General features: G+C 64.5%; 18 protein-coding genes and 2 tRNA genes. 7 read left to right on the plus strand and 13 right to left on the minus strand.

Going from position 1 to position 25,987, the window contains the following annotated elements:
- Position 1 precedes the first annotated feature (1 nt).
- Positions 2 to 856, minus strand: coding sequence for an IclR family transcriptional regulator (locus AVE30378_RS04780; RefSeq protein WP_129239631.1), 855 nt, complete (start codon positions 854 to 856; stop codon positions 2 to 4).
- 8 nt (positions 857 to 864) lie between these two features.
- Entirely contained in the window at positions 865 to 1,539 is a 675-nt protein-coding gene (locus AVE30378_RS04785; RefSeq protein ID WP_165360084.1) for an RraA family protein, read from the minus strand.
- Positions 1,540 to 1,725: 186 nt separating this feature from the next.
- Here AVE30378_RS04785 and AVE30378_RS04790 point away from each other — a divergent pair, with 186 nt between their 5' ends.
- From AVE30378_RS04790 to AVE30378_RS04800, 3 genes are read left to right on the plus strand one after another with little or no spacing between them, the layout of a single operon-like run.
- Positions 1,726 to 2,706 (plus strand): Bug family tripartite tricarboxylate transporter substrate binding protein, encoded by a 981-nt coding sequence (locus AVE30378_RS04790; RefSeq protein WP_129239633.1) that lies wholly within the window; start codon positions 1,726 to 1,728, stop codon positions 2,704 to 2,706.
- A gap of 16 nt (positions 2,707 to 2,722) precedes the next feature.
- Positions 2,723 to 3,727 (plus strand): Bug family tripartite tricarboxylate transporter substrate binding protein, encoded by a 1,005-nt coding sequence (locus AVE30378_RS04795; RefSeq protein WP_129239634.1) that lies wholly within the window; start codon positions 2,723 to 2,725, stop codon positions 3,725 to 3,727.
- Positions 3,724 to 4,884, plus strand: coding sequence for an alpha-hydroxy acid oxidase (locus AVE30378_RS04800; RefSeq protein ID WP_129239635.1), 1,161 nt, complete (start codon positions 3,724 to 3,726; stop codon positions 4,882 to 4,884). The genes AVE30378_RS04795 and AVE30378_RS04800 overlap by 4 nt, the downstream gene beginning before the upstream one ends.
- Before the next feature lie 128 nt (positions 4,885 to 5,012).
- Here AVE30378_RS04800 and AVE30378_RS04805 read toward each other — a convergent pair whose 3' ends face one another.
- From AVE30378_RS04805 to AVE30378_RS04820, 4 genes are all read right to left on the minus strand, one after another.
- Positions 5,013 to 9,269 (minus strand): autotransporter domain-containing protein, encoded by a 4,257-nt coding sequence (locus AVE30378_RS04805; protein WP_129239636.1) that lies wholly within the window; start codon positions 9,267 to 9,269, stop codon positions 5,013 to 5,015.
- A 189-nt stretch (positions 9,270 to 9,458) separates the two neighbouring features.
- Entirely contained in the window at positions 9,459 to 10,502 is a 1,044-nt protein-coding gene (locus AVE30378_RS04810) for a rod shape-determining protein (protein WP_129239637.1), read from the minus strand.
- Positions 10,503 to 10,514: 12 nt separating this feature from the next.
- Entirely contained in the window at positions 10,515 to 11,216 is a 702-nt protein-coding gene (locus tag AVE30378_RS04815) for an SLATT domain-containing protein (protein WP_165360085.1), read from the minus strand.
- A gap of 212 nt (positions 11,217 to 11,428) precedes the next feature.
- A complete protein-coding gene (locus tag AVE30378_RS04820) occupies positions 11,429 to 16,111 on the minus strand; it encodes an autotransporter domain-containing protein (protein ID WP_129239639.1) in 4,683 nt (1,560 codons plus the stop codon).
- 318 nt (positions 16,112 to 16,429) lie between these two features.
- Here AVE30378_RS04820 and AVE30378_RS04825 point away from each other — a divergent pair, with 318 nt between their 5' ends.
- The gene (locus AVE30378_RS04825; protein ID WP_244234970.1) at positions 16,430 to 17,290 is read left to right on the plus strand and encodes a winged helix-turn-helix domain-containing protein; all 861 of its coding nucleotides are present in this window, start codon (positions 16,430 to 16,432) and stop codon (positions 17,288 to 17,290) included.
- 84 nt (positions 17,291 to 17,374) lie between these two features.
- Here AVE30378_RS04825 and AVE30378_RS04830 read toward each other — a convergent pair whose 3' ends face one another.
- The 7 genes from AVE30378_RS04830 to AVE30378_RS04860 all read right to left on the minus strand — a co-directional run bounded on the left by AVE30378_RS04830 (position 17,375) and on the right by AVE30378_RS04860 (position 24,013).
- A complete protein-coding gene (locus AVE30378_RS04830) occupies positions 17,375 to 17,755 on the minus strand; it encodes a hypothetical protein (RefSeq protein WP_129239641.1) in 381 nt (126 codons plus the stop codon).
- A gap of 909 nt (positions 17,756 to 18,664) precedes the next feature.
- Complete coding sequence (locus AVE30378_RS04835) at positions 18,665 to 19,051, minus strand: helix-turn-helix domain-containing protein (protein WP_341868026.1); 387 nt, start codon at positions 19,049 to 19,051, stop codon at positions 18,665 to 18,667.
- A 257-nt stretch (positions 19,052 to 19,308) separates the two neighbouring features.
- Positions 19,309 to 20,526 carry an EAL domain-containing protein gene (locus AVE30378_RS04840; RefSeq protein ID WP_165360086.1) on the minus strand — a complete coding sequence of 406 codons (1,218 nt, stop codon included), beginning with the start codon at positions 20,524 to 20,526 and terminating at the stop codon, positions 19,309 to 19,311.
- A gap of 723 nt (positions 20,527 to 21,249) precedes the next feature.
- Positions 21,250 to 21,334 (minus strand) — tRNA-Leu (locus AVE30378_RS04845).
- Between the two features lie 324 nt (positions 21,335 to 21,658).
- Positions 21,659 to 22,132 (minus strand): preprotein translocase subunit SecG, encoded by a 474-nt coding sequence (gene secG, locus AVE30378_RS04850; protein WP_129239643.1) that lies wholly within the window; start codon positions 22,130 to 22,132, stop codon positions 21,659 to 21,661.
- 21 nt (positions 22,133 to 22,153) lie between these two features.
- A complete protein-coding gene (gene tpiA, locus AVE30378_RS04855; protein WP_129239644.1) occupies positions 22,154 to 22,900 on the minus strand; it encodes a triose-phosphate isomerase in 747 nt (248 codons plus the stop codon).
- 135 nt (positions 22,901 to 23,035) lie between these two features.
- Entirely contained in the window at positions 23,036 to 24,013 is a 978-nt protein-coding gene (locus tag AVE30378_RS04860; RefSeq protein WP_129239645.1) for an NAD(P)H-quinone oxidoreductase, read from the minus strand.
- A gap of 123 nt (positions 24,014 to 24,136) precedes the next feature.
- Between AVE30378_RS04860 and AVE30378_RS04865 the strand changes: the two genes are divergently transcribed.
- The 3 genes from AVE30378_RS04865 to AVE30378_RS04875 all read left to right on the plus strand — a co-directional run bounded on the left by AVE30378_RS04865 (position 24,137) and on the right by AVE30378_RS04875 (position 25,966).
- A tRNA-Ser gene (locus AVE30378_RS04865) sits at positions 24,137 to 24,224 on the plus strand.
- A gap of 243 nt (positions 24,225 to 24,467) precedes the next feature.
- Positions 24,468 to 24,974 (plus strand): sigma-70 family RNA polymerase sigma factor, encoded by a 507-nt coding sequence (locus AVE30378_RS04870; protein ID WP_129239646.1) that lies wholly within the window; start codon positions 24,468 to 24,470, stop codon positions 24,972 to 24,974.
- On the plus strand, positions 24,971 to 25,966 hold the full coding sequence (locus AVE30378_RS04875; protein WP_129239647.1) for a FecR domain-containing protein: 996 nt from the start codon (positions 24,971 to 24,973) through the stop codon (positions 25,964 to 25,966). Before AVE30378_RS04870 ends, AVE30378_RS04875 begins: the two co-directional genes overlap by 4 nt.
- Positions 25,967 to 25,987 lie beyond the last annotated feature (21 nt).

The following is a 25,987-nucleotide window of genomic DNA, read 5'->3' on the forward strand; positions in this document are numbered from 1 at the left end:
TTCAGCGGCCGGACAGTTGCGCGATCTGCTGCAGGGCGGGCACCTGGAGCGGCATCAAGCGGGTGCAGGCCAGCAGTTCCTTGGCGACGAAAGCGACGGTCTCGTCGTCGAAGCTTTCGGAATAGGCCGTGATCGCCAGGCAGCCGAGCGCGGTCTTGTCCCAGGAATGGAAATTGGCGGCCACGGCGCTCAGGCCATCGTAGTACTCGTCGCGCACCAGCACATAGCCGTTCTCGGCGGCCCGTTTCAGGTCCGCGTCCAGCTCGGCCTTGGTGGTCAGGGTTTTATTGGTGCGCGCCACATACGGAGGCTTGCCCAGCAAGGCCTCGCGCCTGGCCGGGTCGGAGGCGAGCAGCAGGGCCTTGCCCGGACCCGACGCATGCAGCGGGCCATGCAGCCAGGTCGTGTAGTACGGGTTGAGCGAAGTGCCCGCCTGCATGACGTCCACGACCACGCGCTCGCCGCCTATGTAGGCCACCAGGACCACCGATTGGCCCACCTTGTTTGCCAGGCCGCGCACCAGCGGATCGGCCTGGCGGCGCAACTCTTCCAGCGGGTGCTTCAGTGCCAGCGGACGCAGGGTGGACGGCGAAGCCAGATAGTATTTGCCATCGCCGATGCGGATGACGCGCTTGGCGTCTTCCAGCGTTCTCAGCAGGCGCAGCGTGGTGCTGAGATCCAGCTTGACGTCGGCGGCCAGTTCCGCGAGCGTCATCGGATGGCTTGCCGCGATCAGCGTATCCAGCAGGGCCAGGCCGCGCAGCAGGGTGCCGGCCAGCGGCCCGCTGCCCTTGGCGCTATCGGTGTCCGTCTCGGCGACGGCGGAGGGTGCAGGATTTTTGCGTGGTCTTGGCATAGTCTGGATCAGAGTTTAGCGTACTTGCGCAGGGCTTCCGTGAACGAAAGTCCTGCGCGGATTTCCTCGCTGGCCTTCCTGTCCTGCTGCTCCAGTTCGCCGGCGAGCCGCGCGACTTCCTCGGCGCGATCGCGCGGCACCACCACCAGGCCGCTGGCGTCCCCGACGACGATGTCGCCGGGATGCACGGGCATGCCGTCGATCTTGACGGTGGTGTTGATCTCGATGACCTTCACCCGTGTCTTGCCCGACAGCGGCACGACGTGGCGCGAGAAAACGGCAAAGCCCTGCTCGATGATCTCGTCGGCGTCGCGCACGCCGCCGTCCACCACCAGCCCGGCGACGCCGTTCTGCACGGCGGCCACCGAGGCCACGCCGCCCCAGGTGGACACTTGCTGGCCGCCGTTGTCGATCACGACGACATCCAGGGGCTGGCACATGTCGATGACCGCGCCCAGTCCGAACTCGGATGGCTTGTAGGCGTTCTTTGCGCCGGTCACCTCCTTGACGGTGAGCGCGGCGCCGACGAATCGCATTCCCGGCGCGACGGGCCTGAGGTTCAGGCCGATGCTGCCGATGCCGAGATCGTCGAGCACGTTTCCGATGGTGCTGGTGGCGAGCCCCTTGAATGCGTCGATCAGCGCGGGGGAGGTGTCGGGGCGGGTTCCTTGGTGGATAGACACTTGCGTTCTTCTCCGAATTGAATGATGATGCACGAAAAATACAATAAAGAAATAAAACTTTCAATGAATGAATAATTAATTTCGTTCAATGATGTGACTTTGTTTATGCGGTCGAGTAGCAGAGCTAGGCGACGATGACTCTGCCTATCTGGACCGCCAAGGTTCAAATACAAGGAGACTGAATACATGCGTGACTCTCGACGTACCGTGCTCAAGCAGCTTTCCGCCGCGGCACTGATGGGGGCTTTTGCTCCGCGGGCGTTTGCAACCAGCGATTGGCCGCGCAGGCCGATCAGGGTCATCGTGCCCTTCACCCCAGGAGGCTCGACCGACATCGCGGCGCGGCTGGCGGCCGAAGGCATGGGCCGCTCGCTGGGGCAGACCTTCGTGGTGGAGAACCGTCCGGGCGCGGGCGGGAACCTGGGGCTGGAGGCCCTGGCCAGGTCGGACAATGACGGCTACACGATCGGCATTCTCACCACGGCGCATCCGATCAATAGCTGGCTGTACAAAAAGCCCGGCTACGACCTCAAGACCAGCTTCTCGCCCATCGGCTTCCTCCAGGAAGGCCCCATCATGCTGGTGGTGCACCCCAGCCTGCCGGTCAATACGCTGCCGGAGTTCATCGCGTACGCGAAGGCCCGTCCGGGCCGGCTGAACTTCGCCACGTCGGGAACCGGAAACTCCACCCACATGGCGGGCGAACTGTTCTGCAACCGCGCGCAAGTGCAGATGACCCACGTGCCCTACAAGGGCAGCGCCCCCGCGATCACGGATACCATCGCCGGCGTGTGCGAACTCAGCTTCGATACGATGATCTCCGCGCTTCCGCACGTCAAGGCGGGCAAGCTCAAGGCCATTGCGGTCACGACGGCCCAGCGCTCCCCCATGACGCCGGACGTGCCCTCCATCGCCGAGACCATTCCGGGCTTCGACGTCTCGGCATGGAATGGCATGGTGGCGCCGGCCGGCACCCCGAAGGAAGTCATAGACAAGCTGCATCAGGCGATGGCGGTGGCGCTGGCCGCGCCCGGCGTGGTCCAGCGCTTCGCGGAAATGGGCGTGACGCCCCGCGCCATGCAGCCTGAAGAGTTCCAGCGCTTTATCCTTCAGGAAGCGGATATGTGGGGCAAGACGGTGCGGGCCGCGAACATCACGATCGATTAAGAACACGGAGACAAGAATGCAAGCAAATCGACGTTCCGCCATCAAGGCGGGATTGGCCCTGGCCGTGGCGGCGGCGGGCATGGCGGGTTCGCCTTCGCACGCCGGGGACGAGGCCGCCGGCGCCTATCCCGCCAAACAGGTGACTTTCCTGGTGCCTTATGCCGCCGGCGGCCCCACGGACCTGATAGCGCGTCAGCTCGCCTTCGGCCTGGGCAAGCTGTGGGGGCAGCCCGTGGTGGTCGAGAACCGCACCGGGGCCAGCGGCATCGTCGCCCTGACGGCCTTGGCGCGGGCGCCGTCGGACGGCTATACGCTGGGTATCATGGTGTCTCCGGTGACGGCCATCGCGCCGCTCACGCAACCCAACTTCCGCTATGACGTGACCCAGGACTTCACGGCGGTATCCGATCTGGTGGACTACGCCCTGGTCCTGCTCGCCGGCCCGCAGACCAAGGCGGCGAACCTCAAGGAACTGGTGGAATTCGCCAGGCAGAACCCGACGGCCGTGACTTACGGATCCTCGGGCCTGGGCGGCACCAACCATCTGGCCGGCGAACTGTTCTCGCGGTCGGCCGACGCGCCCATGCTGCACGTGCCCTACAAGGGGAATGCGCCGGCGCTCAACGATGTCATGGCGGGGCAGGTCAGTTTCGTTTTCGCCCAGACCGATGCCGCCATCGGCCTTGCCAAGAGCGACAAGGTGCGCGCGCTGGGCATCACCTCGCGGGAACGCAACTCCGCGCTGCCCGACATTCCCACCATGGAAGAAAGCGGCTTCAAGGGCGTGGATGTCGGGGGCTGGACGGGCGTGATGGGTCCGGCGAAACTGCCGCCCGCGGTGTTGAAGAAACTGGAAGACGGCATTGCCGCAGTCAAGAAGACCCCCGAATTCAAGGAAAAGATGGAGTCGCTCGGCTTTGTGATCACCGGAACCTCTTCCGCCGCCTTCACCCAGCGCGTGCGCGCGGAACGGGACTTCTGGAAAGCGAAAATCACCGAAGCGAACATCCAGCTCCAATGAATCCGGGAAAACTCTTGTCCGTGGGGGACTTCGAGCGCGCGGCCAAGTCCGTCCTGCCGCGCGCGGTTTTCGGCTACGTCAACGGCGGCACGGAAGACTGCCAGACGCTCGCCGCCAACAGGGACGCGTTCCGCTCGGTCCAGTTCCGCCCGCGCGGCCTGGTCGGGGTGGCCGATCGGACGCAGGCCGTCGAACTCTGGGGACGCCGGTACCGGCATCCCTTCGGGATTGCGCCGATGGGGGTAACGGCCATGTGCCGCCATCGCTGCGAATGGGACCTGGCCAAGGCAGCCTCGCACGCGGAAATCCCGTTCGTGCTGAGCGGCCTGTCCACGCTTGCGATGGAAACCGTGCGCAAGGCGGACGCCGATTTCTGGTACCAGGGTTACCTCCCCGGAGACAGGGAGGTCATTGAACCGCTCATGCGGCGGCTGCAAGCCAACGGCGTCAATGTCCTGGTCGTGACCATCGACACGCCCCTGGGCGCCAATCGCGAGAACAACCAGCGCAACGGCTTCACCATTCCATTCAAGTTCAGCCGCGGCCTGCTCTGGGACGGCATCTGCCACCCCCGCTGGTCAGCCAACGTGTTTGCCCGCACCCTGCTCTCCGACCGGGAAATACCGCGTTTCCGCAACGTGGTCGCGGACGCGCGCGGCTATCGCATCACCGAGGAACCCAAGGGCGGCCTGCGCGGCGGCCGCGACCGGCTGGACTGGTCGCACCTGGCGTGGATGCGCGAAGCCTGGCCCGGCCGCATCGTCCTCAAAGGCGTGGCCCACCCCGGCGACGCGCAGATCGCCGAACGGATGGGGCTGGATGGCGTCATCGTCTCGAACCACGGCGGGCGTCAGCTCGACGGCGCGCAGGGGTCGCTCGATGCCCTGCCCGACGTGGTGGCGGCCGTCGCGTCCACGTTCCCCGTGATGGTCGACGGCGGCTTTCGGCGCGGCACCGACATCCTCAAGGCGCTCGCGCTCGGCGCGCGCATGGTGTTCCTGGGGCGTCCGTTTCTCTATGGCGCATCCGTCGCCGGACAAGCCGGCGTGGCGCGCGTCATCGACATTCTGGGAACCGAAATCGACCGCAACCTGGGCCTCCTGGGCTGCCGCGACGTGGCTGAACTGGGCAGCGACTTTATCGTGTCCCGCGGTTGACGGCGGCCGGCCCGCCTTGCCCGCGAACGAAAAAAAAGCCCGTAAGAACCTTGGTTCTTACGGGCTTTCCGCATATCCGCCACGGCGAAGCGCCCCGGTTTCAGGCCGGAACGCTTCCCCAGCCGGCGCTAGAAGCGCGTCTGCAGATACAGCGAAGCCGCATGGCTGCTCAGGCCGGAGCCGAACTGGCCGCCATAGCCGACACCGAAGGACGTGGCTTCGCCGGCCTTGACTTCGGCGGCCAACTCCAGGGCCGCGCTATCGCGGGCCAAGGGCACGCCGCTGATGTGGAAATTGCTGCCCTGCCCCTGGATGAACGCCAGGCTCCTGCGCTGATCCACATCGCCATCGGCGTGCACCCAGGCCAGGCTTCCCCGCAGCGCGGCGGGCTGCTTGAATAGCGTGAAGGACGTCGCCCCCCGCACGCCCAGGCTGCTGGTGAGGACCCCATCCCGCTGGCTCTCGCCCTTCAATGCGCCCGACCCGCCGCTTTCCTGGAAGGCGCCGGCGCGCTGCGAAGTCCAGGCGAGCTGCGCGTAGGGTCCGACGCGGGTGTCGTCATTGACGTGCACGTCATAGCCGAGCTCCGAGAACAATTGCATGCTGTTCACGCTGTAATCGGCCTTCAGGGACTGGCCGCCGGCCAGGTCGATATGGCGCGTCGAATCCACTTTGTGGTGGGTGTACGCGGCCCCCACGCGCAGATTCATGCTGTTTCCGCCCAGATTCCAGCGCTTGCCGCCATAGAGCGCCGCGGTATAGCTTTCGGTGTTGGCGTGGGAAGAGCGGTCGTCCACGGTGGTCTTGCCGTCGACATAGCCCAGCGCCCCGCCGACGCGCCAGCCGTCGGAGATCTCGACGTCGCCGCCGACCAACAATCCGCCCTGGCGCGTCTTGGCCGACGCGGCCCCGGCTCCGTCGGCACCAAGCCGGTATTCGCCGCCCAGCACCTGGGCCCACAACGGCGACCCCTGCACGGGCGAGGCGCCGGCCCGTCCCAGGACTGCGCGCTGCACCAGGCTGGTCGACTGCAACAGCGCGGACTGCGTGCTGGCGTGGATCTCGCCGCTGAGCTGGTTCAGCGCGCTGGCGGGGCTCGAGGACACAAACGCGGCATCGGCGGCGCTGTTCATGCCGGCGACCGACAGCGCGCCATCCAGGGTATGGCTTTGATTCGAGGTCAGGCCCTGGCGCACGGCGGCGACCTTGGACTGATCGACCGAAAGGCTGACGAAGACATCCTTGCTGCCGTACTTGACGGGATCCAGGCGGACCAGCGTATTGGCGAAGCTGCTGTCCAGCCCGCTGCTGGCGAACGTGCCGACGACATTTCCGCCTACCGTCTGCAGAATCCGGTAGTCGTGACCCAGGCGGTAGCCGCCGTTCCCGTTTTCCTGGGCGACGATCAGGTTCGTCGCGGAGATATCGACGTTGCCGGTGGAAGCCCTGATCAGGTCGGAAGCGCCCGCCGCGTTGACTTCGGCCTTGTAGGTGGTGCCGAAATTGCTGATGGAGCCGTAGGTCTGCACGCCGATCGAGTTGCCCGGGCTGAGGGTCGCGCCGGCGGCATTGACGTCTCCGCGGACATTCAGGTTGCCGCCAAGAACGGACCCGCTGGAAGCGGTCACATTGCCCTGGACGACGATGGGAGCCCCGACGGATCCGCCCGCCAGCGTGGCGCTGTTGCTCAACGCCACGTCGCCGCCGATGGAACTTCCCTGCGTCTTGCTGAAGAGGAAGTTCGAACCATCGCCGCTCACGCCGCCCGCGATCTGTGCCGTCCCCTGGAATACAAAGGCGGCGCCGGTGCTGCCCGAGACGGACTGCCCGATCACCAACGGCCCCTGGAACGTCATCTGCGCGCCGCCGGAAGCGGCCACGTTGGATTGCAGCGTCGTCGGGCCGGAGAAGCTCATGGTGGCGCCGGTATTCACGACATTGCCCGCCACCGAGGTATTGCCGTGGAAGACGGCCTGCCCGCCTTCAGCCACGGACACGCCGCCGCCGATGGTCGCGCCGTTATTGAACACGATCGTGGCGTTCTGCGCGCCCGACACGTTGCCGCTGATCGGCGCTCCGCCATTATCGACGAACTGCCCGCCGGCTTCCGTGGTCGCGTCATTGATGCCGCGCACCAGGCCGCTCCAGTTGGCCCCGGCCTCGACCGTGAAATTGGTGGTGCCGGCGCGGCTGCCCGACTCCGACAGGCCGTCCAGGTCCACGACGTCGCCATAGGCCGACGAGCCGGCGGACAACGTCAGATTCACGATGCCGTCCATGCCGGCTTCGTTGCGGTTCACCTGCAGCAGGACGCCATTGTTGCGCGTCGCGTCCGTACCGCTGCCCAGGACGATCTGCTGTACCTGCTCGGCCGAATTCAGATTGGACACCAGCGACGCGCCGGCCGACTCCAATCGTGTGTTGACCAGGTTGACCGTGCCACTGTCGTTGATGACGATGCCGTCGCCCTTTTTCGAGATCAGCGTCGAATTCTGCGCCTGGAAGCTGCTCCCGTAATTGACCTCGGCGGCGACGGCGCGGTCTCCCTTGACCGTCACCGAACTGTCATAGAGTTCCACCGTGCCGGAGGTGAGGCTGTCGCCCACCGCGCCGCCGACCTTCGCGCCGACGCTATCGGCGCCATGCGTGACCAGCGTCATGTTGCGCGCGCTGATCGTGCCGTTCCCCACGCCCTGCGTCCCGCCCACGGCCACCAGCCCGTTGGCCGTCTCGTAGGGGCTGTTCGCGTTGGGATTGCCGGCCACATCGATATTGGCGCCGTTCAGCGTGACCAGGCCGCCCTGGTAGGCCCAGATCGCATCGCCGACGCTGCCCGAGGTGCGCACGACGACATTGGACGCGTCCACCGTGGAACCCGCGCCGCTTGCGTACAGGCCGTAGGCCATGAAGCCATTGGTCTGCACGCTCGCGTCCTGCAGCGTGATCTCGCCGCCATTGGTGGCGTAGGCGCCGTAGGCGCGCTGGCCTTGCGTGGAGATCGCCGTGCCATTGGCCACACTGATCGTCGACCCCGCGCCATCCGCCGTCAGCGCGTAGGCTCGCGAGCCGTCGCCGTCCTGCGCATCGCGGCCTTTGGTATTGGCCGTACTGATACTGCCGCCGCTGATGGCGATGCTGCCGCCCGCCTGGGCGCGCGCCCCGTAACCGTAGAGCCCGTTGGTCTCGACCGATACGCCGGTCGCCGCGATCGACGAGTTCAGGCCGTCGGCGAGCATGCCGTACGCCTGGTTGCCGTTGACGACGAAGGTGTCGCCATTCAGGGTGAGGCTGCCGCCGTTCTGCGCCGTGGCGCCGTGCGCGTTCGCGCCCTGCGTCGTGATCGAAGAGCCGGTGCTGTCGACCGTGCTGCCGTAGGCGGACGCCAGGCCCGACGCGTAATCGCCTTGCGTCGCGATCGACACCGACTGCAGCGTGATCTCGCCTGCCGTGGGTTCGGAGGAGTCGCCCGCCACCACTCCCGCGGCGCCCGCGCCCGTGGTCGAAATCGTCGTGTTCTGCAGCGATACCTGGCCGGCGCCCAGACTGCCACCGTACGCCCGGATCCCGGCGGCCCCCACGCCTTCCGTCTGGATATCGCCCCCCAGGTAAGAGAGGGTCGCGCCGTTGAAGACTTCCGCCCCGAAACTGCCGGCGCCGTGCGTCGTAATGGAGGTGTCCTGGGCCTCGACCGCGGCGCCCTTGTTGGCCGCCTGGATCCCGACGGCGTAGCTGTCGCCCAGCGTTTCCACCGAGACCCCGTCCAGCGTGATGCGGGTCAGTTGCTCCGGGTCGTTGGGCGTGCGGTAAGCCACGATGGCATGGCCGAAATGGTTGCCCGTGGTGACCTGCACGCCAACCGCGTCGATGGACCCGCCGTCGTTGGCCTGCAGGCCGACGGTGCGCTTGCTGCCCTCCACCGATACGGTTCCGCCATTCAACCTGACGTTGCCGCCGCCGGAAGCGCCCACGCCGGCGGTGAACGCGTGCGCGTAATCCGTCCCGTTATTGGTCGAGTACGCCGAGACCGAAATCGTGGCGTTGTTCAACGTCGCGGAAGCACCCGCGCCCGTGGCCAACACGGCCCGGCCGTTCTGCCCGGTCGGGCTGTCCAGGTTGTTGGTGATCATCAGGTTATCCAGCACCGCCTGGCCGCCGGCGCTGATCTTCAGCAGGTCGTACGCCCCGCCGGAAATGATGCTGGAATCGCCCGTCAGCACGCCCCCCGCCACGACATTCAACGCGCCGTTGACGGTTTGCGAGCTGATGTCCTGGGCGCTGTCCACCGTGGTCTGCCCGCTCGTTTCCGATGCGTAGCCGAACGCCCCCGTCAGCGCGACGACCAAGGCCGTCCGCTGCATGCGTCTTGACTGAAGTCTTGATTTCACCGTTTTCTCCATTGATGCGCTTGGGCCGGGAACTGTTCGCCGGACACCGTGCTGAAAGCCTTGCCGGCCGCGTCCCCACGCGATGCCGGGTGACCACCTGATGTCAGGTGCAACGAAACTTGTGTTTGAATACAAATCACAAATGTGTTACTTCGGGACGTGCGCGGACAACAACCGTGCCGCGCCCGGCTAGTCGTTCGCGAAAATTGCGCTCAGCTTCTCCAAATGCTCCAGCGCCTGGCCGCAGCCTTTCACGACACAGGTCAGGGGGTCATCGGCCACGAAGACGGGCAATCCCGTCTCTTCCTGGAGCAATCGGTCCAGGCCGCGCAGCAGGGATCCCCCCCCGGTCAGCGCAATGCCGCGTTCGGTAATGTCGGCGCCGAGTTCCGGCGGGGTCTGTTCCAGGGCGATCTTCACCGCCGATACGATCTGGTTCAGCGGATCCGTCAAGGACTCCAGAATCTCCGCGGACGACACGGAAAAACTGCGCGGCACGCCCTCGGCAAGATTGCGCCCGGTGACCTCCATCGTTTTCAGTGGCGCTCCGGAATAGGCGGCGCCCACTTCCTTCTTGATCAGTTCGGCGGTGGGCTCGCCGATCAGCATCCCGTAGTGGCGCCTGATGTAGTTGACGATCGCCTCGTCGAACTTGTCTCCGCCGACCCTGACCGATCCCTTGTAGACCATGCCGCCCAGCGAGATGACGGCCACCTCCGTCGTGCCCCCGCCGATATCGACCACCATCGATCCGGACGCTTCCGCCACCTCCAGGCCCGCCCCGATCGCTGCCGCCATCGGCTCCTCGATCAGATAGACGCGCGACGCTCCCGCGCCCAGCGCGGACTCCCGGATCGCCCGCCGCTCCACCTGGGTCGACCCGCAGGGAACGCAGACGATGATGCGCGGGCTGGGCGCGAACAGGCTTCTCGAATGGATCATGCGGATGAACTGCTTGAGCATTTGCTCGGTGACCGAAAAGTCCGCGATGACGCCGTCCTTCATCGGCCGGATGGCCTCGATATTCCCCGGCACGCGCCCCAGCATCTGCTTCGCGGCCTGGCCGACTGCCTGGATGACCCGCTTTCCCATCCCGGATCCGTCGTCCCGGAGGGCGACGACGGACGGTTCATTCAGCACTACTCCTCTTCCTCGCGCATAAATCAGGGTATTCGCCGTGCCTAGATCGATCGCCAGATCCGTTGCGAATCTATGACGGAGAAATTGCATCATCGCCGGTTCTCACTAGCGGGCGAGGCCAGGCAGATGCAGCACATTCGGGTAGAGCGCGGTCAGCGTCAGCATGTCCGAAACGAACGCCATCTCCATCAGGATGAGCAAGAGCGGAATGACGTAGTTGGACAATACGGAGATGCCGAGCCCCACCCGCAAGGCCAGGCGCTTGCCCGGCCACATCGGGAAATACTCTTTCATCTCGAGCTGCGCCTGGAGATAATCCGAGCGCGAGTGCGCCTCCTTGCCGGAGGTCAGCGCGGCATATTCCTGGTGATACTCTTCCAGCCGCACTTCCGAACCCCCCGCCATGTACCGGGTCAGGCGACGGCTCAGGTCCTTGAGGGAATCGCCCTCCTGATTGAGCTTGTCGGCCCGCAGTTCGAAGCCGGCCTTGCCCGCGATCACGGTGAACACCAGGATACCGACGGCCAGCAGGACCTGGACCATCGCCATCACGGCGGGACTGAAGCCCAGCGTAATGGGGGAGTTCTGGAGCAGCGGAATGATCATCAGCCCCACCGCGAACATCATCGAGGTGAAAAGCCGGAATCGATAGGAACGTCGCAGGCGGACGGACGCGTTGTAGCGGCACTTCTGGGAAATGCGCATGCGCAGCAACAGCGTCTCCGCCTCCGTGCGCGGCCGTATAAGCTCATTGATCGGCGTTAGCACGTCTTCTTGCATGGAGGTGATGTCGGCGGTGTCTTTCATGGATCCGAATCGTCGTGGTTTGGGAATGCCTGACTTCCTGAATGCATCGGAAGCTTCGAAAAAATCCGCCAGACCCGACACATTGGCGGGCCTGACATTGTCGGAAGCGAACAAGCGACCAAGGCGAGGAATCTGCATTCGTTTCGCGGGGTGGTTACTGGCCGGAGAGACTCAACGTCCCTCCGGCGATTGCTTTGAATGACGACTGCCGATCAGAAGCGGACTTTCATGAACAGCGAACCGGCATTGTCGGTATTGCCGCTGCCGAACTGGCCGTCATAGCTCAGCCCCAGGGCAAAGTTCTTGTCCAGGCCGACTTCACCGCTCAGCCCTACGACCGCGGCGTTCTTGGCTATCGGCGAACCGTAGACCGAAAACGCGCTGCCGCCGCCCTGAACGAACGACATCGAACGCGAGGGATCGCGGTCGCCCGTGGCATGGCGCCAGCCCACATGGCCTCGCAGCGTGAACGGATTGGTCTTCCCGGGGTAGACCAGCGCCGTGCGCAGACCCAAGGTGTAGGTGCCGAGGTCCTCGCGCGACGAGCCCGCCTTCAACGCGGCGTCTCCGCCCGACTCGTCAAAGCCGCGCAGGCGCTGTTTGAACCAGGCGACGTTCACATACGGCTCAACCGAATAGTTGTCGCCCAGCGCAATCGCATAGCCCAGATCGCCGAAGAGCTGCCAGGTCGATCCGTTGTAGTCGGCGTCCAGGTCCTGCGAACCGGCCAGGTCGACCGTACGGCTGGTGTCGATGTTGTGCCGCGTGTAGCCGCCGCCGACCAGCAGTTTCAGGCTGCCCGGGCCGGCCTTCCAGGCGTTGCCGCCATACAGCATCATCGTGTAGTTGTTGACGCTGCCGTCCGAGTTGCGGTCGTTGAGCTTGAAATCGCCGCTGCTGACGCCAGCCGCGGCGCCGAGACGCCAGCCGCCGCCGATGGCCGCGTCGCCGCCCACCAGCAGCCGGGTGGTCGAATAGCGCGTGGATGCGGCATTGCCGTCATCGTTCGTCGTCATTCCCGCCGCATTGAAACTCGCCCACAAGGGATAGGCGCCGCTGACCGGCATGGCATCCGGCGATGCCGCGTCGGTCGAGGCGGTCGGCTGGCCGGGCAGCATCTGCGCGCCCAGGTTTGCGCGCATCTGGCCCTGCATCGCCGCGCTGGTCGACAGCATGTCGTTAAAGAGAATGGACCGCACGCTCGCGTGGACTTCACCCGAAAGCTGGTCGAACGCGTTCCTGGGGTTGGCCGAGAAGAAGGCCTCGTCCACGCTCGCGTTGGAGCCGGCCAGCGTTGCCGAACCCAAGGCCGCCCCGCGTTGGTTGCGCGAGAAGCCGTAGTTCTTGATGGCCCCGGTGTCCGGCGCCATGCGGACGGCCACCGATTGCGGCGCATAGATCGTGCTCAGCGCAAGCAAGGGATAGGCCTGTCCGTCCCAGGACGTAGCCGTGAATTTCCCCTGCACGCCCGACGCCGCGGTGAGCACCGTGTAGTCGTGATTGAGAAGGACGCGGCCCACGCCGTTCTCGGGTTTGACCACCAGGCTGGCCTTGCTGATGTCCGCGCCGCCGCTGCCGGTGACTTCCACCAGGTCGGATTGGCCTTGGGCGTTGATTTCCGCCTGATAGACCGAGCCGGCCTGCCAATCGATGGCGTTCGTCGTGATCGCGCCGACGGAGTTGCCCGGGCGGATGATGGCGCCATTGCGGCCCGTCAAGGTGCCGCCGATCTTCCAGTTTCCGCCCAGGGTCGCGTTGTCCACGACAACGTCGCCGCTGGCCGAGATCCGGTTATCGACCGTGCCGCCGCTCGAGACGGCATGATTGTCGATCAACAGCGAGCCAAGCGTGCTGCCGTCGGCGAAATGCAGGGTCTGATTGCCTCCCTCGGTCACGACTTCCCGCACGCCTTGCATGAGGCCGTCATACGAAGCCAATGCGCCCAGACGCACGTACGTGCCGCCGTCTCCGACCAGGTCCTGCTGAATGTCGACGATATTGCCCTTGGTGACCGAACCGTCCTTGAGATCCAGGTTCACCCGGCCATCCCGGCCTTCCTCGCTGCGCTCCACCTGCAGCAGCGTGCCGTTGTTCTGCACCAGCGTGGCGCCGCTGTCGATCGAGATGTTCTGGCGCTGCCCAGCGGTATCCAGGCGCGACGTCAGGCTGGCGCCGGTGGATCGCACGACGGAGTTCGCGATGCTCAGATTCGCCGAATTCTCCAGCACGATGCCCGACGCGTTCTCGCCGGTCGCGCTCAGTGTGCTTCCGGAGATCTCGAGCGACGACACCGCCCTGTGGTGCCGGCTGACGACCGAGCCCACGCGGGCGGCTGCCGCGCCCGCGCCCGACGCGCTGACACGGCTGTCGGCCAGGCCGACCTGGCCGCCATCTTGCACCGACAGGCCCGAGGCTTGCTCGCCGGTCGTCGTGATGGTCGATCCCTCGATCAGCGCGACGCTCTTCCTTCCTTGCACCAGCACGGCGTCGCTGCGGTCGCCCGAAGTCGACACCGTGGCGCCGGACACCCAGGCCCCGGCTTCGTTGCGGTCGCGATCATGGCCACGGCGGCCGCGGCGGTCGTCGTTGTCCCGGGTGGTCCGCACGATCAAGGCGTTCGCGTCGTTGCCCGTCGCGTCGAGGGTCACGTCCTTCAGAAGCGCCAGGCTATTCTCGACCTTCACCGCCGCGCCGCCGTCGCCCAGCGCCGTGACCTGGCCGCCCAGCACCGCGGCGGTCGCCCCGCCGGAGACCGCGATGCCAACCCCGGGGGCCGGATCGCTGCGCCTTGTATAAATCTGCGTGTCGGTGCCGGCCTGCACCGTGGTGTTGATGGCCAGCAGGGAGCTGTCCCGGCCGTCGACGCTGATGCCGATGGCATCGGCCGACACCGTCGACCCCAGCAGGGCCGCCCCGGCGCCCTTGCTGATGGCCACCCCTTGGCTGTCCTGTCCGGTCGCCGCGATGTCGGTGTCGACCGTCCAGACCGAACTGCCCTTGCCGGAAACGTTTATGCCGCGCGCATCATCGCCTTGCGCCTGCACGTCGCCGCCCAGGACGAGGGCCTTGCCGCCCTTCGTGACATTCAATCCAATAGGGGATTCGGGCTGGTAGCGGCCCCGGCCATAGATATTCTCCTGGGCCTGCGCCGAAATCTGGCTGTTCTTGGCAACCAGCAGGCTGCCGCTGCCCGTCACGGTTGCGCCGGCCACCGACCCGACCGCGACGCTGTCGGCCAGATAGGCGAAACCGGAAGACTTGATCTCCAGCGCCTGGCCATCCTGGCCGTTCGCGGTCAATTCGCTGTCGAGGATGAGGGCTCGGGCGCCCTCGCCGCTGACCGCCGCGGCGATGCCATTTTCCCCATTCGCCGACATTTCGCTGTCGGTAACGACCGCCAGGCCGCCGCTCTTGACCGACAGCGCCTTGCTGTCCTTGCCGGAGGCGGAGATTTTCAGATCGTCAGCGATAGCCTTGGAACCGCTGCCTTGCACCGACAGGCCGTCGGCGCTGCGGCCGCTGGTGCCGATCTGGCTGCGCGACATCCGCAGTTCGGCGCCGCTGCCGACCGCCACGCCATCGCTGTCGCGGCCCGAGGTGCTGATGGAGCTGCGCGAGACATTGGCCTGCGCCTTGTCGGACAGGACGATGCCGCTGGCATCGGAGCCGGAAGTGCGGACCTCCGTCTTGCGGACGCTCGCGTCGCTGCCGCGCCCATCCACGCGGATGCCGGCGCTGCCGGAACCCGACGTCGACAGTTCGCTGTCGGTAACGACCGCCAGGCCGCCGTTCTTGACCGACAGCGCCTTGCTGTCCTTGCCGGTGGTGGAGATTTTCAGATCGTCGACGATAGCCTTGGAACCGTTGCCTTGCACCGACAGGCCGTCGGCGCTGCGGCCGCTGGTGCCGATGTGGCTGCGCGACATCCGCAGTTCGGCGCCGCTGCCGACCGCCACGCCATCGCTGTCGCGGCCCGAGGTGCTGATGGAGCTGCGCGAGACATTGGCCTGCGCCTTGTCGGACAGGACGATGCCGCTGGCCCCGGAGCCGGAAGTGCGGATCTCCGTCTTGCGGACGCTCGCGTCGCTGCCGCGCCCGTCCACGCGGATACCGGCGCTGCCGGAACCCGAAGTCGACAGTTCGCTGTCTTCAATCTCTACGTCACCGCCACGGCTGACTTCAACCGCGCTGGAAGAGGCCCCGCGGGTACGGATTTCCGAGCGCTTCAGCTCCGCATCGGAATTCCGCCCGTCGACACGCAATCCGGCGGCGCTGGCCCCGGACGTCTTGATTTCGCTGCGGTCCACGCGCGCCTGGCCACCGTCGGTGACCTCGACGCCATCGGCGTTCGAGCCGCGCGTTTCGATTTCCGTCCGGTACAACGTGGCGCTGGAGCGATTGCCGTGTACCGCCACACCATCCGCGTCCCTGCCCTGGCTCTTGATCGAAACATTGCGCAACTCGACCGTGCCGCCCGACACCGCCTTCGCGACATCGCTGCCGTTGCCATAGGTTTTCAGTCGGGTGCCGTCCGCACTGACCGTGGCGTTGCGGCCCGAGGCCTGGAGCGCGGGCGAATTTGAAGCCTGCGTGGTCACGCTGCCGCCTTTGAGCGACACCTCGGTGTCGCGGCCCCGGGAGTGGCGGTTGTCATTGCTGGTCGCGCTGACGGCGGGCCCCTGCTGGACGTGGTGGCTATGCCGGCTCTTCCCATCGGCGGAGACATCGGTGTCCACCAACTCGATCTTCCCGCCGTCGATGGCTTTCACCAGTTCGCCGGAGCGGCCCTCGACGTCCACGCGCGACCCGCGGATCGTGCCCCCGTGCGTCGCGGTCAGACTGGTGTAGTCCTTGCCCCGCTTCAGCGTGACCTTGTCACGGCCTGAAGCCGTCACGTCGCGGGTGGGCTCCGCATGGGCTTGCGGAAAGGCAAGCAACAAAGCAACCGTCAACGTGCTCAAAACAAGCGTCGGCGCGCTTCTCGACCAATTGATCCTTGACATCAAAGTCCCTCCCGAGCCCCTCGGGCTCATCAGCATGCTGTGACACAGATTGTGTTAAAAGTTTTCGAAACAGGCCGACGAATTTAATTTTTCTTATAAAAATCATTGACTTAAAAAAAATTCGCTTGATCCAACAAGTTTCGTCGTGTTTAAATTATAAACACACTTGTGATTAATTGTGTGGGAGTTGCGGTGAAACCACGCGTGAAGATGATTTCCGAAGATCAAAGCACTGTCAGCGTTTCGGCGGCCTCCGATGGCGGGCTGCCGGAGGGTTGGCTGCCGCGCCATCCTCTTCCCGACGACGGCGCCAGCCGCGGCCTTCGCCAGCGCGCAAGGGAGACGGCGTTCCCGCTCCTTGGCGGCCAAGGTTCCAACATCAGCTATTTCTCGGTGGGGGACGTGGACAGCCAGCGTCAGGTCGAGAGCCTCAGGCTCCTGGGATTCGACGTAAAGATATGTTCCGACAGGCTATGGGCCGGCCTGGAGACCCTCGAGCCCGGGGGAATCCCGATCGTCGTGCTCCATGCAAGTCCCGCCACGGCCCTGCTGGGCGTCGCGCGCCTGCGATCGCTGCTTCCTTCGGCCTGGTTGATTGTGACTTCAGAGTTCCCGGACAAGGTCTCTCGCGTCGCGGCGATGCTGGCGGGAGCGGATACGTGCGCCGACGCCTCGCTGGACTCTCTGGAATTGGCCGCCACCGTTTTGGCCGCGGCCCGAAGACGGGAACCACGGCAGGGAGTGCGCAAAGCACCGCCGCAGGCCGCAGAGGCCCGCCAATTCAAGGCATGGAACCTGACCAATGACGGCTGGACGCTCAATTCGCCCAATGGCACGGCAATCGAGCTGAATCAGATAGAGCGGGAAATCATGCGGGACCTCATCGAAAAGTCCGATAGGCCGCTTATGCGTTCCAGCCACGCCGCCAACGGCGTGAACGACCGCGTGAGCCGCAACCTCGATGTTGCGGTCAGTCGATTGCGAAAAAAAGCCGCTGAGCACTCTATCCGTCTTCCGATCAAGAGCATTCGCGGCGTCGGCTACGTCTTCGTCGCTGAAGAGCCTTTCTAGCCCCGGTTCGGACCACCGATGCGCGCGGCCTGTTCGTCCGCGACCGTTTTGTCCATTGGCCTGGACATGCATCCGGGGCGGATTCTAATCCCCTCCGAAGTCAGGATCGTGCCGGTGGGTCATGTGGTCTGCGAGTTTCTCGATCCTGTCGTTCAGCAGGCCCATGGATTCAATGCAGAGCGATAAAAGCTCATCCACCTGCATATGATTGATAAGGACGTCGTTCGATTGCCCGCCCTCTGGAACGCCGTGTGTCTTGAGCAGCACCAGCAGCGATGCGACTCCGCAAGCCAAATTGCGGGTTGTCTCCAGCGTCTGCAACAATGGAACAGCATCCAATTTTTTTCGGCTGGCTGCTTCATAGGTTGCGCGGTCAAACCGCCCTCCACGAGGCTCACCAAACTCATCGCCAATTCCCATATTTCCCACCGTTACTTTATTACCGTTAATTTCAATGTCCGGCAAGGAAGAGGCGCGCGGTGTCCCTGACAACCATCCCTCATGGTTGAGGAATAGCCGGCGGCGATACCATTAACCCCCGCTCCCGTCTCGACAACAGTCCCCTTCCGCCCAACCACCATGTTCTAAACACAATTGTGTTTGTATTCTTTTTTAAATTCTCGCACAATACCTTATTTCTAGACTATATTTACCTAAGTGCTTATCAGCATCAGGATTAAGTGAATACAAAAAATACTTCACTTGTGTTAGTCAGGCGCGTATGATGGGGATGCACGGAACGTGGCCTCGGGAAGAGGATGACTTTTATGTCAGTTCTTCCGCCAGGCCAGGGCATGGCAATGTGGCCGCTGCGCCGCCGGTGAAGACGCATTGACTAAAGTAACAGCCGCTTTTCAGCCTGCCGAATGCGTTGCACGCGGCAATTTGTTGGCCGAAACATCCCGAGGCAAGCACACAGATGGCCTCGGTTTTATTAGAACTGTTTAAAGCCCGGGCGAGATATTGCCATGGCAGTCGAAACCGCTCTACAGGGCCCGATGCCCCTCCCGGCCATTCGCTGGCCGGCTGGACTCCGGCTATTGGGATATACCGTCAAGGCGACGGATGCGCGTGCCCGGCCTGGGGACGATCAGGCACGGAACAGATCCGCCCTGCGCCGAGGCAAAGTCCCCGATCATTGAAACCTTGGATACTGCCCAAGAGAAGCCGGATAAATGCGCCGATGGCAGCCGCCGTATACGGCCGCCTATTCCAGGGGGAATATAGGTGAAACCCCCAAGGCCCGAGAGTATTGAATACTCCTGGGATTCCCCGGGCGGTTCATGCGAGCAATTTCAAAGAAAACGGTGGCGCCAATATTAGGAAATTTATTTTTGGCAGGCGCACGAAAAATATGGCATTCGTAAACGGCAACTAGCGTTTATGCTGGCAAGCTTGAATATACGTTGCAACCATGCTCGAGAGAATTTTCTTCTCGGATGCGCTCAGGGACAAGTATTCCTCAAGGCTCACTTCCCTGAACGGCCAACGCACCGGCGAACTGTCCAGGGGATTCCTGGATGCCTTTCTTGCGGTGGCGCCGTCTGCTCCAGGCCCTTCGTCCCCATGGCTCAGCCAGCCCGGACTTACCTTCAGCGCCTGAGCAAGGCCGACCAACGCCTGGCCGGAAGGCTCAACTCTCTGCCCGCTCTCATAATTGCCGATTGCGCTCTGCGTGAGGCCACTGGCGAGTGCCAAGTCCTTTTGTGTCCATCCAAGACGCAGCCGCATTTTCCGCACTCTATTGCCGAAGGTATCCACAGTTCTAGTTCTTTTCCATTCGCAGATCGCCGCATAAGATGCAGGCAAGCCATTTCAATTTTAATCTCAATCTTAGCTAACTAAAGCCCCTCCAACGCGACCGCGAGGAATAAGTTAAGAAATGTTTCTCTTTGAATCCTTTTGAATATCTCTATTAACGTGGGCGCCTTATCGGCCACAGCAGTTAAACATATTCGGCGGTATATATCATATGAAACGGCGCGACTTATTCAATTTTAAGCTTAGATCGCAACATTTCATCGCAATGATACAAATTGTGACGTACTATTGAGCCACGGAGGAGCCCTGTCCGGCATGGCGATGGCGAAGCCTTGCACGGCGGACACGCCTCCGCCGGCCCTGGCCAGATTCAGCTCCGCCTCATTTTCTATCCCTTCGACCACCACGCAAGGGCTGCAACTGGCACACAGCTTGATCAGCGCCTGAAATCGCCGCCCCCCCTCTTTTGATTGCGCGGCCCGCCGCAACATCAAACGGTCGATTTTTATGATGCACGGAGAGGCTTCCAGCAGGAACGCCAAGGTGCAGTTACCCACTCCCACATCATCGAGCGCAACTCTTACGCCCGCCTTGCGCAATCGCAAAATCAAACCAAGCGATTTTCTTAAATCCCGCAGCACCCCGGTCTCTGTTATCTCAATGATGAGACGCGCGGCAACAGAGGGGCGCGACTGCAAAAAATCCATCACCTCGAACCACCATGGATCCGGATAAAAGGAAAACGCCGACACATTACATGCCAGGTGCCGCGTCGGATGCGCCTCCAGCACCTCGATCGCTGTCCAGACGATGCTACGATCCAGTAACCAGGCAATCCCCAGCCTTTCCAGGGCGATAGCGATCTGCCCGGGCCCGCCCACGGCGGGACGAAGCAACAACTCGTCGTACAGGACCGAAGACAGGTCCTGAATAAGGACCACGGGCTGGAACGCCAACGGCAACTGGCCGGTTCGAAGGCTCTCCAGCAGATACGATGCCTTGGCCATGTCGTCACGAAATTGCCCAGCCCGCGCCGGCTCGCCGCTTATCCCCTCCGTTCCTGGAACTCCGGCCTCGTCCGCGCCGGACGGTATGGCGCCGCAAGGCCTGCCGGCGCCAACGGACAAGAGTTCCGTGGCTATCAGCGGACATACCCACGAATCAGGCGTTATTTCGATTGGCATGCTAAGTGCCGTCCGCTGGCTCAGTTCGTAATTGAGGATGCCGTCAGCCAAGCCTTCCCACGTCTGGGCAGCATATCCCAAACTCACCGTCAGCACATCGTTCTCGCGCCAGACCGGAATCTCCGGCCCGCCCACAAGGGCCAGGCGCGTCCACAGCTCCCGCCTCACAGCGACGGCTACGTCGAGCCCGTATGCGAGTTCAATGTCCCGTAAATTGACTATCCGGACTCTCAAATAGGGGCACGCATCCCACTGGGCATCGACCCGGCTCGTTTCTATCGACGGAATCATGGAGTACATCCCAAAGCGCAGCGAAGCTGATACATGGATCTACCTCAAGACCTTCCACGTCGATGAGGACGCCCCGATTCGTACTCAGGCCGTTTGCCGGATGTCCTGGCTGTGACCGACCGACCAATGCCGCACCTGATTCTTGAACATGAACGGTAAGCCAGCCGCGCGCGATCATGGGTGAGGGACCATAACCGCGCGCGGCAGCCTTCCAGGGCATACTGCCCTACACGTATGTGTTTTTATATTTAAACACAATCGTTGTACTCTGTGAGGCCTGCCGAAAAGAAAATTTCCACATCCGGGAATGGCAATGAACAGCAATACGCGCTAAATCAATATATGAATTCCGCTCAAGAAATAAAACCATGCCGCGCCATTTAAAATGGCTCGCATTCCGCAATAAATATCCGCGATCAACCTATTTGTTTTTATTGATTTCGCGTTGACATTAATTACCCGAGCTTCAGGCAATATCTGAATCCTTGGAACTCAGGACGATCGCGCGACGCGCGGGATGGCAATACAACGAATTCGGCGAAATGGCGGCGGGCTCGCCGGGCGATGAAAAAAGCCCCCCACACCGCGCGCACGTCGTGCGCTTGCTGCTCCCCTTCCTCCCCCAAGGGGGCGCTTTTTGTCTTGGGGCGACAAAAAACCCGCATCCTCATAGGAGAGATGCGGGTTCTTTACTCTTCCAGGAGCGATCCCGGAACAAATTCTTGGTGCCGACGGCGAGACTCGAACTCGCACAGCTTTCGCCACTACCCCCTCAAGATAGCGTGTCTACCAATTTCACCACGTCGGCTGAACTGACCAGAAAAGCGTGCTTTCCTGGAAAGTCGAACATTCTATCACGCAAATCGGAATTCGGGTGAACCCAGCCAATCTCGCCGCGGGAATCCCCTCTTTTCCCCTTCGGGCGGCGGGGCAGACCGCTGGGCATCGAAGGGGCGGGTCTCGCTGCGCCCCCTCACCTGGACGTCCGGATGCGCGGCCAGGAAGCGCCGCAGGCGCGGAATCAGCCTGCGCGCGCCGAACGTGGGCTGGGGGCCGATCCGAATATGCCTTTGCAAGAATCGCGCGCCAATGAAAAAGGCCGGCATGCGCCGGCCTTTTCGCGTGCTGTGGCTTACTTCGCGGGCGTTTCGGCCGGCTTGCCGCCTTCCGGAGCCGGGGCGGCGGGCGCTGCCGGCACCGAGGGCACCGACGCGTCGGGCTGGGCCGGCGCGGCCGGAACCGAACCGGCGCCCGGCACGGACGACGCGCCGGACGGAGCGGCGGGCGCCGAACCCGGCACCTGCGGAACCGAACGGTCGGCCGGGAAGCTCTGCATCACGCCCGAATCGACGGCGGGGCCAGCCGAACCCTTGTGGCTGACGTAGGCCAGGCCGGCGGTGGACGCGAAGAAGACGACGGCGGCCCATTTGGTCGCGCGCGACAGGAAATTCGCGGCGCCGGTGGCGCCGAACAGGCTGCCGGCCGAGCCGCTGCCGAAGGCGGACCCCATGTCGGCGCCTTTGCCCTGCTGCAGCAGGACCAGGACGATAATAGCCAGCGCCGAGAACACTTGGACGGCCAGCAGAAGTTTGAGCATCAAGGGCATTGCAGACTCCGGAACGGAAACTTAGATGGCGGCGATTCGCAAAAATTCTTCAGCCACGAGCGACGCGCCGCCGACCAGGGCCCCGTCGATATCAGTCATGGCGAACAAACTGGCGGCATTGGCAGCTTTTACGCTGCCGCCGTACAACACTTGCACCTGCCCGGCGCCCAGCGCGCGCAAGGCGGCGCGGATGGCGCCGTGGACTTCCTGCGCCTGCTCGGGGCTGGCGCTGCGGCCCGTGCCGATGGCCCAGACGGGCTCGTAGGCCAGGACCATGCGGGACACTTCCGCCGCGCCCAGGGCCAGCACGGGCTTGAGCTGGCGTTCGATGACGGCGAGGGTATTGCCCGCGTCGCGGTCGGCCAGGGATTCGCCGACACAGACCACCGGGGTCAGGCCGGCGGCCAGGGCGGCCTGGGCCTTGGCGGCAACGGCTTCGTCCGTTTCGCCATGCAGCACGCGGCGCTCGGAATGGCCGGCCAGCGCCCAGCGGCAGCCGAACTCTTTCAGCATGGCGCCGGAAACCTCTCCAGTGTAGGCGCCCTTGCCGTGCGCGCTGACGTCTTGCGCCCCCCAGGACACGCTGCTTCCGGTCAGGGCCGAGGCGGCCTGCGCCAGGTAGGGGAACGGAACGCAGACGCCGATTTCGCAGTGGCTCGCAGCATCCGCGGCACGCAGCTCCGTCAGCAACGCGGCGTTCTCGGCCAGGTTACCGTGCATCTTCCAGTTGCCCAGCACGAGGCGGGCGCGGTTTTCGACTGAAGTCATGGCGAATTGTCTAGAGAGGGGCCTAGAGGGATAGCGGGCGGCGGCAAGCGCCCACGGGCCTGCCTGGAAAAAATTCCAGGCGAAACCCGAGATTGTATCCTGTTGCGGGACGCTACGCCGAGCGGCCCGCGATTCTTACATTGTCAGGATGATTTTGCCGATGTTTTCACCGCTTTCCATCATGGCATGGGCGCGGGAGGCCTCGGCCAGCGGGAACGTCGCGTGCACGATGGGCTTGATGTCCCCTTTTTCAAGCAAGGGCCAGGCGTGCTCGCGCAGGGCGCGGGCGATGGCGCCCTTGAAGGCGACCGGACGGGGACGCAAGGTGGAGCCGGTGATGGTCAGGCGGCGGCGCATGACCTGGGCCGTGTCCACATTGGCGTGCGAACCGCCCAACTGGGCGATGATGACGATGCGGCCGTCGTCGGCCAGGCACTGCATGTCGCGGGCGATGTAGTCGCCGGCCACCATGTCCAGGATCACGTCCACGCCGCGCCCGCCAGTCGCATCCAGCACTTCCTTCACGAAGTCCTGGGTTTTGTAGTTGATGCCGCGTTCGGCGCCCAGGGCTTCCACGGCGCGCGCCCGGTCGTCGCTGCCGACCGTGGCGTAGACCTTGTGGCCCATGGCGCGGGCTAGCTGGATCGCCGTGGTGCCGATGCCGCTGGCGCCGCCGTGCACCAGCAGGGCCTCGCCTTCGGACAGGCGGCCGCGGTCGAACACGTTGCTCCAGACGGTGAAATAGGTTTCCGGCAGGCCCGCGGCCTCGATGTCGGACAGGCCCTTGGGTAGGGGCAGGCATTGCGCGGCGGGCGCTACGCAGTATTCCGCGTAGCCGCCGCCCGCCACCAGGGCGCAGACCTTGTCGCCCACGGCGAAGCCGCTGCCGGCAAGGTCGCCGCCGACGATCTCGCCGGCCACTTCCAGGCCCGGCAGGTCCGAGGCGCCGCGCGGCGGGGCGTAGTTGCCCTTGCGCTGGAACACGTCGGGGCGGTTGACCCCGGCGGCGCTCACTTTGATCAGAACTTCACCCGCGCCGGTTTCCGGCGTGGGACGCTCCACGGGAACCAGGACCTCGGGGCCACCAGGGCGAGAGATTTCTACGGCGTGCATCGCGTGCCTCCTTTGCAGCAAATGGATTATTATTGCGCCCTTTGCTGCGGATCGCGTCCGCTTCGGGCAGATTGTTTGCCAGATGGCCGGATTGCCGGACAATACGCGGTCAAGGCAGTACCCGGAAGCGTGGCAGAGTGGTCGATTGCACCGGTCTTGAAAACCGGCAACGGGCAACCGTTCGTGAGTTCGAATCTCACCGCTTCCGCCAGAACAAGAACAAAATCAACGGCTTGCGGGATTGGCATGCCGATCGCCGCCATCTCCCTGGGCTGCCGGCACTGTCCATCGCGCGCCGCCCGGCCCATCTTCTTCTATTTTTGCGCCCCCGACAGCCTGCCGCCGCCAGGGGGCGCCTCGTTTCGCCCCAGAGCGCACGCCAGGCTGGCATGCGGCCGTGCCCGAAGCTAGAATAATTCTCATCCTCAAATTTTCCGGCCCGCCCGCCCCGTCCATGACCGCCCTCGATCCGACCGCGCAGCAATTGGCGCACGCGCTCTATCGCGACCATCACGGCTGGCTGCAGGGATGGCTGCGCAAGAAGCTGGGCTGCGCCTTCGACGCGGCCGACCTGGTGCACGATACCTATGCGCGCGTGCTGGCGCACCGCGAGCTGTCCGGCATCCACGAGCCGCGCTCCTATCTGGCCACGGTGGCGCACGGCCTGATGGTGAATCACTTGCAGCGCAAGGATCTGGAACGCGCCTACCTGGAAACGCTGGCGCGCCTGCCCCCTTCCGCGGCGCCGTCGCCCGAGGCGCGCGCGCTGGCGCTGGAAGCGCTTCAGGAAATCGACACGCTGCTCGACGGGCTTCCGGCAGCCGTCAGGCGGGCCTTCCTGCTGTGCCAGCTCGAAGGCCTCACCCATGCGGAGATCGCCGCCCGCCTGCATGTGTCGGTCGGGTCGGTGCGGCAGTACATCGCCCGCGCCCTGCGCCAGTGCCTGGAGCTTGCCGCGTGAGCGCGAGGGAAGCCGCGCGCATCGACCCGCGCGCGCTGGACGGCGCCGTCGAATGGTTCCTGCGGCTGACGTCCGGCGCCATGACCGACGCCGACCAGGCCGCCTGGCTGGCCTGGCGCAAGGCAGACCCGGAACACGAGCGCGCCTGGCAGCGCACCGAAGCGCTGACCCGCCGCTTCGAGGCCCTGCCGGAAGGCGCGCTACCCGTGCTGGCTCGTCCCCGCTCGCCCGCGCGCCGGCGGGCCCTGGCCAAGCTGGCCGTGCTCGCGGGCGCGGGGGCGGTGGGCTGGTCGGCCTGGCGCGAAGCCCCCTGGCAAGCCTGGACGGCTCAATATCAAACGCCGGCCGGCGGCAGGCGCGAATTGGTGCTGGCCGACCAATCCCGCATCGTGCTCAATACCCGCACGGCGATCGACGTGCTGTTCGACAGGACGCAGCGCCTGGTGGCCCTCCACGCCGGGGAAATCCTGGTCGATGCCGTGCCGGACCGCCAACCCGACCCTCGTGCCTTCGTGATTCGCACGAGCGAAGGCCGCATCGCGACGTCGAGCGCCCGCTTCGTGGCGCGGCACGACGACCGCACGTCCTCGGTGCAAGTGCTGGAGGGCGAACTGCGCGTGCAGCCGCTGGGCGCATCCAGCGCCAGCGTCGTGCCCGCGGGGTTCGGGCTGAAGTTTTCCGCGGCGCGGGCGGCCTCGCCCGAGGCGCTGGCCGGCGATCCCTCGGCCTGGTCGCGCGGCATGCTCCAGGTGGACGGCATGCCGTTGGCGGAGTTCCTCGAAGAGCTTCAACGCTATCGCACGGGCTGGATCGATTGCGCGCCCGAAGTGGCCCGCCTGCCGATTTCCGGTTCCTTCCCGCTGGCCGACACCGATCGGGTGCTGGCTGCGGTGGCCGACACGCTGCCGCTGCGCCTGCGCTACCGCACCCGCTACTGGGTCTCGGTGCTGCCGCAGGATGCCGCGGAGCGCGCGGGCACGGCTTTTTTGTAACAGCGACTGGCACTTTTCGCG

Source organism: Achromobacter veterisilvae, assembly GCF_900496975.1.
Classification (GTDB): Bacteria; Pseudomonadota; Gammaproteobacteria; order Burkholderiales; family Burkholderiaceae_B; genus Achromobacter; species Achromobacter veterisilvae.

Bases quoted from the DNA above. Each gene is read 5' to 3' on its own strand.
- AVE30378_RS04780 (WP_129239631.1), bottom strand. From the start codon at position 856: ATGCCAAGACCACGCAAAAATCCTGCACCCTCCGCCGTCGCCGAGACG.
- AVE30378_RS04790 (WP_129239633.1), top strand. From the start codon at position 1,726: ATGCGTGACTCTCGACGTACCGTGCTCAAGCAGCTTTCCGCCGCGGCA.
- AVE30378_RS04795 (WP_129239634.1), top strand. From the start codon at position 2,723: ATGCAAGCAAATCGACGTTCCGCCATCAAGGCGGGATTGGCCCTGGCC.
- AVE30378_RS04800 (WP_129239635.1), top strand. From the start codon at position 3,724: ATGAATCCGGGAAAACTCTTGTCCGTGGGGGACTTCGAGCGCGCGGCC.
- AVE30378_RS04810 (WP_129239637.1), bottom strand. From the start codon at position 10,502: ATGATGCAATTTCTCCGTCATAGATTCGCAACGGATCTGGCGATCGAT.
- AVE30378_RS04815 (WP_165360085.1), bottom strand. From the start codon at position 11,216: ATGAAAGACACCGCCGACATCACCTCCATGCAAGAAGACGTGCTAACG.
- AVE30378_RS04825 (WP_244234970.1), top strand. From the start codon at position 16,430: ATGATTTCCGAAGATCAAAGCACTGTCAGCGTTTCGGCGGCCTCCGAT.
- AVE30378_RS04840 (WP_165360086.1), bottom strand. From the start codon at position 20,526: ATGATTCCGTCGATAGAAACGAGCCGGGTCGATGCCCAGTGGGATGCG.
- secG (WP_129239643.1), bottom strand. From the start codon at position 22,132: ATGCCCTTGATGCTCAAACTTCTGCTGGCCGTCCAAGTGTTCTCGGCG.
- tpiA (WP_129239644.1), bottom strand. From the start codon at position 22,900: ATGACTTCAGTCGAAAACCGCGCCCGCCTCGTGCTGGGCAACTGGAAG.
- AVE30378_RS04860 (WP_129239645.1), bottom strand. From the start codon at position 24,013: ATGCACGCCGTAGAAATCTCTCGCCCTGGTGGCCCCGAGGTCCTGGTT.
- AVE30378_RS04870 (WP_129239646.1), top strand. From the start codon at position 24,468: ATGACCGCCCTCGATCCGACCGCGCAGCAATTGGCGCACGCGCTCTAT.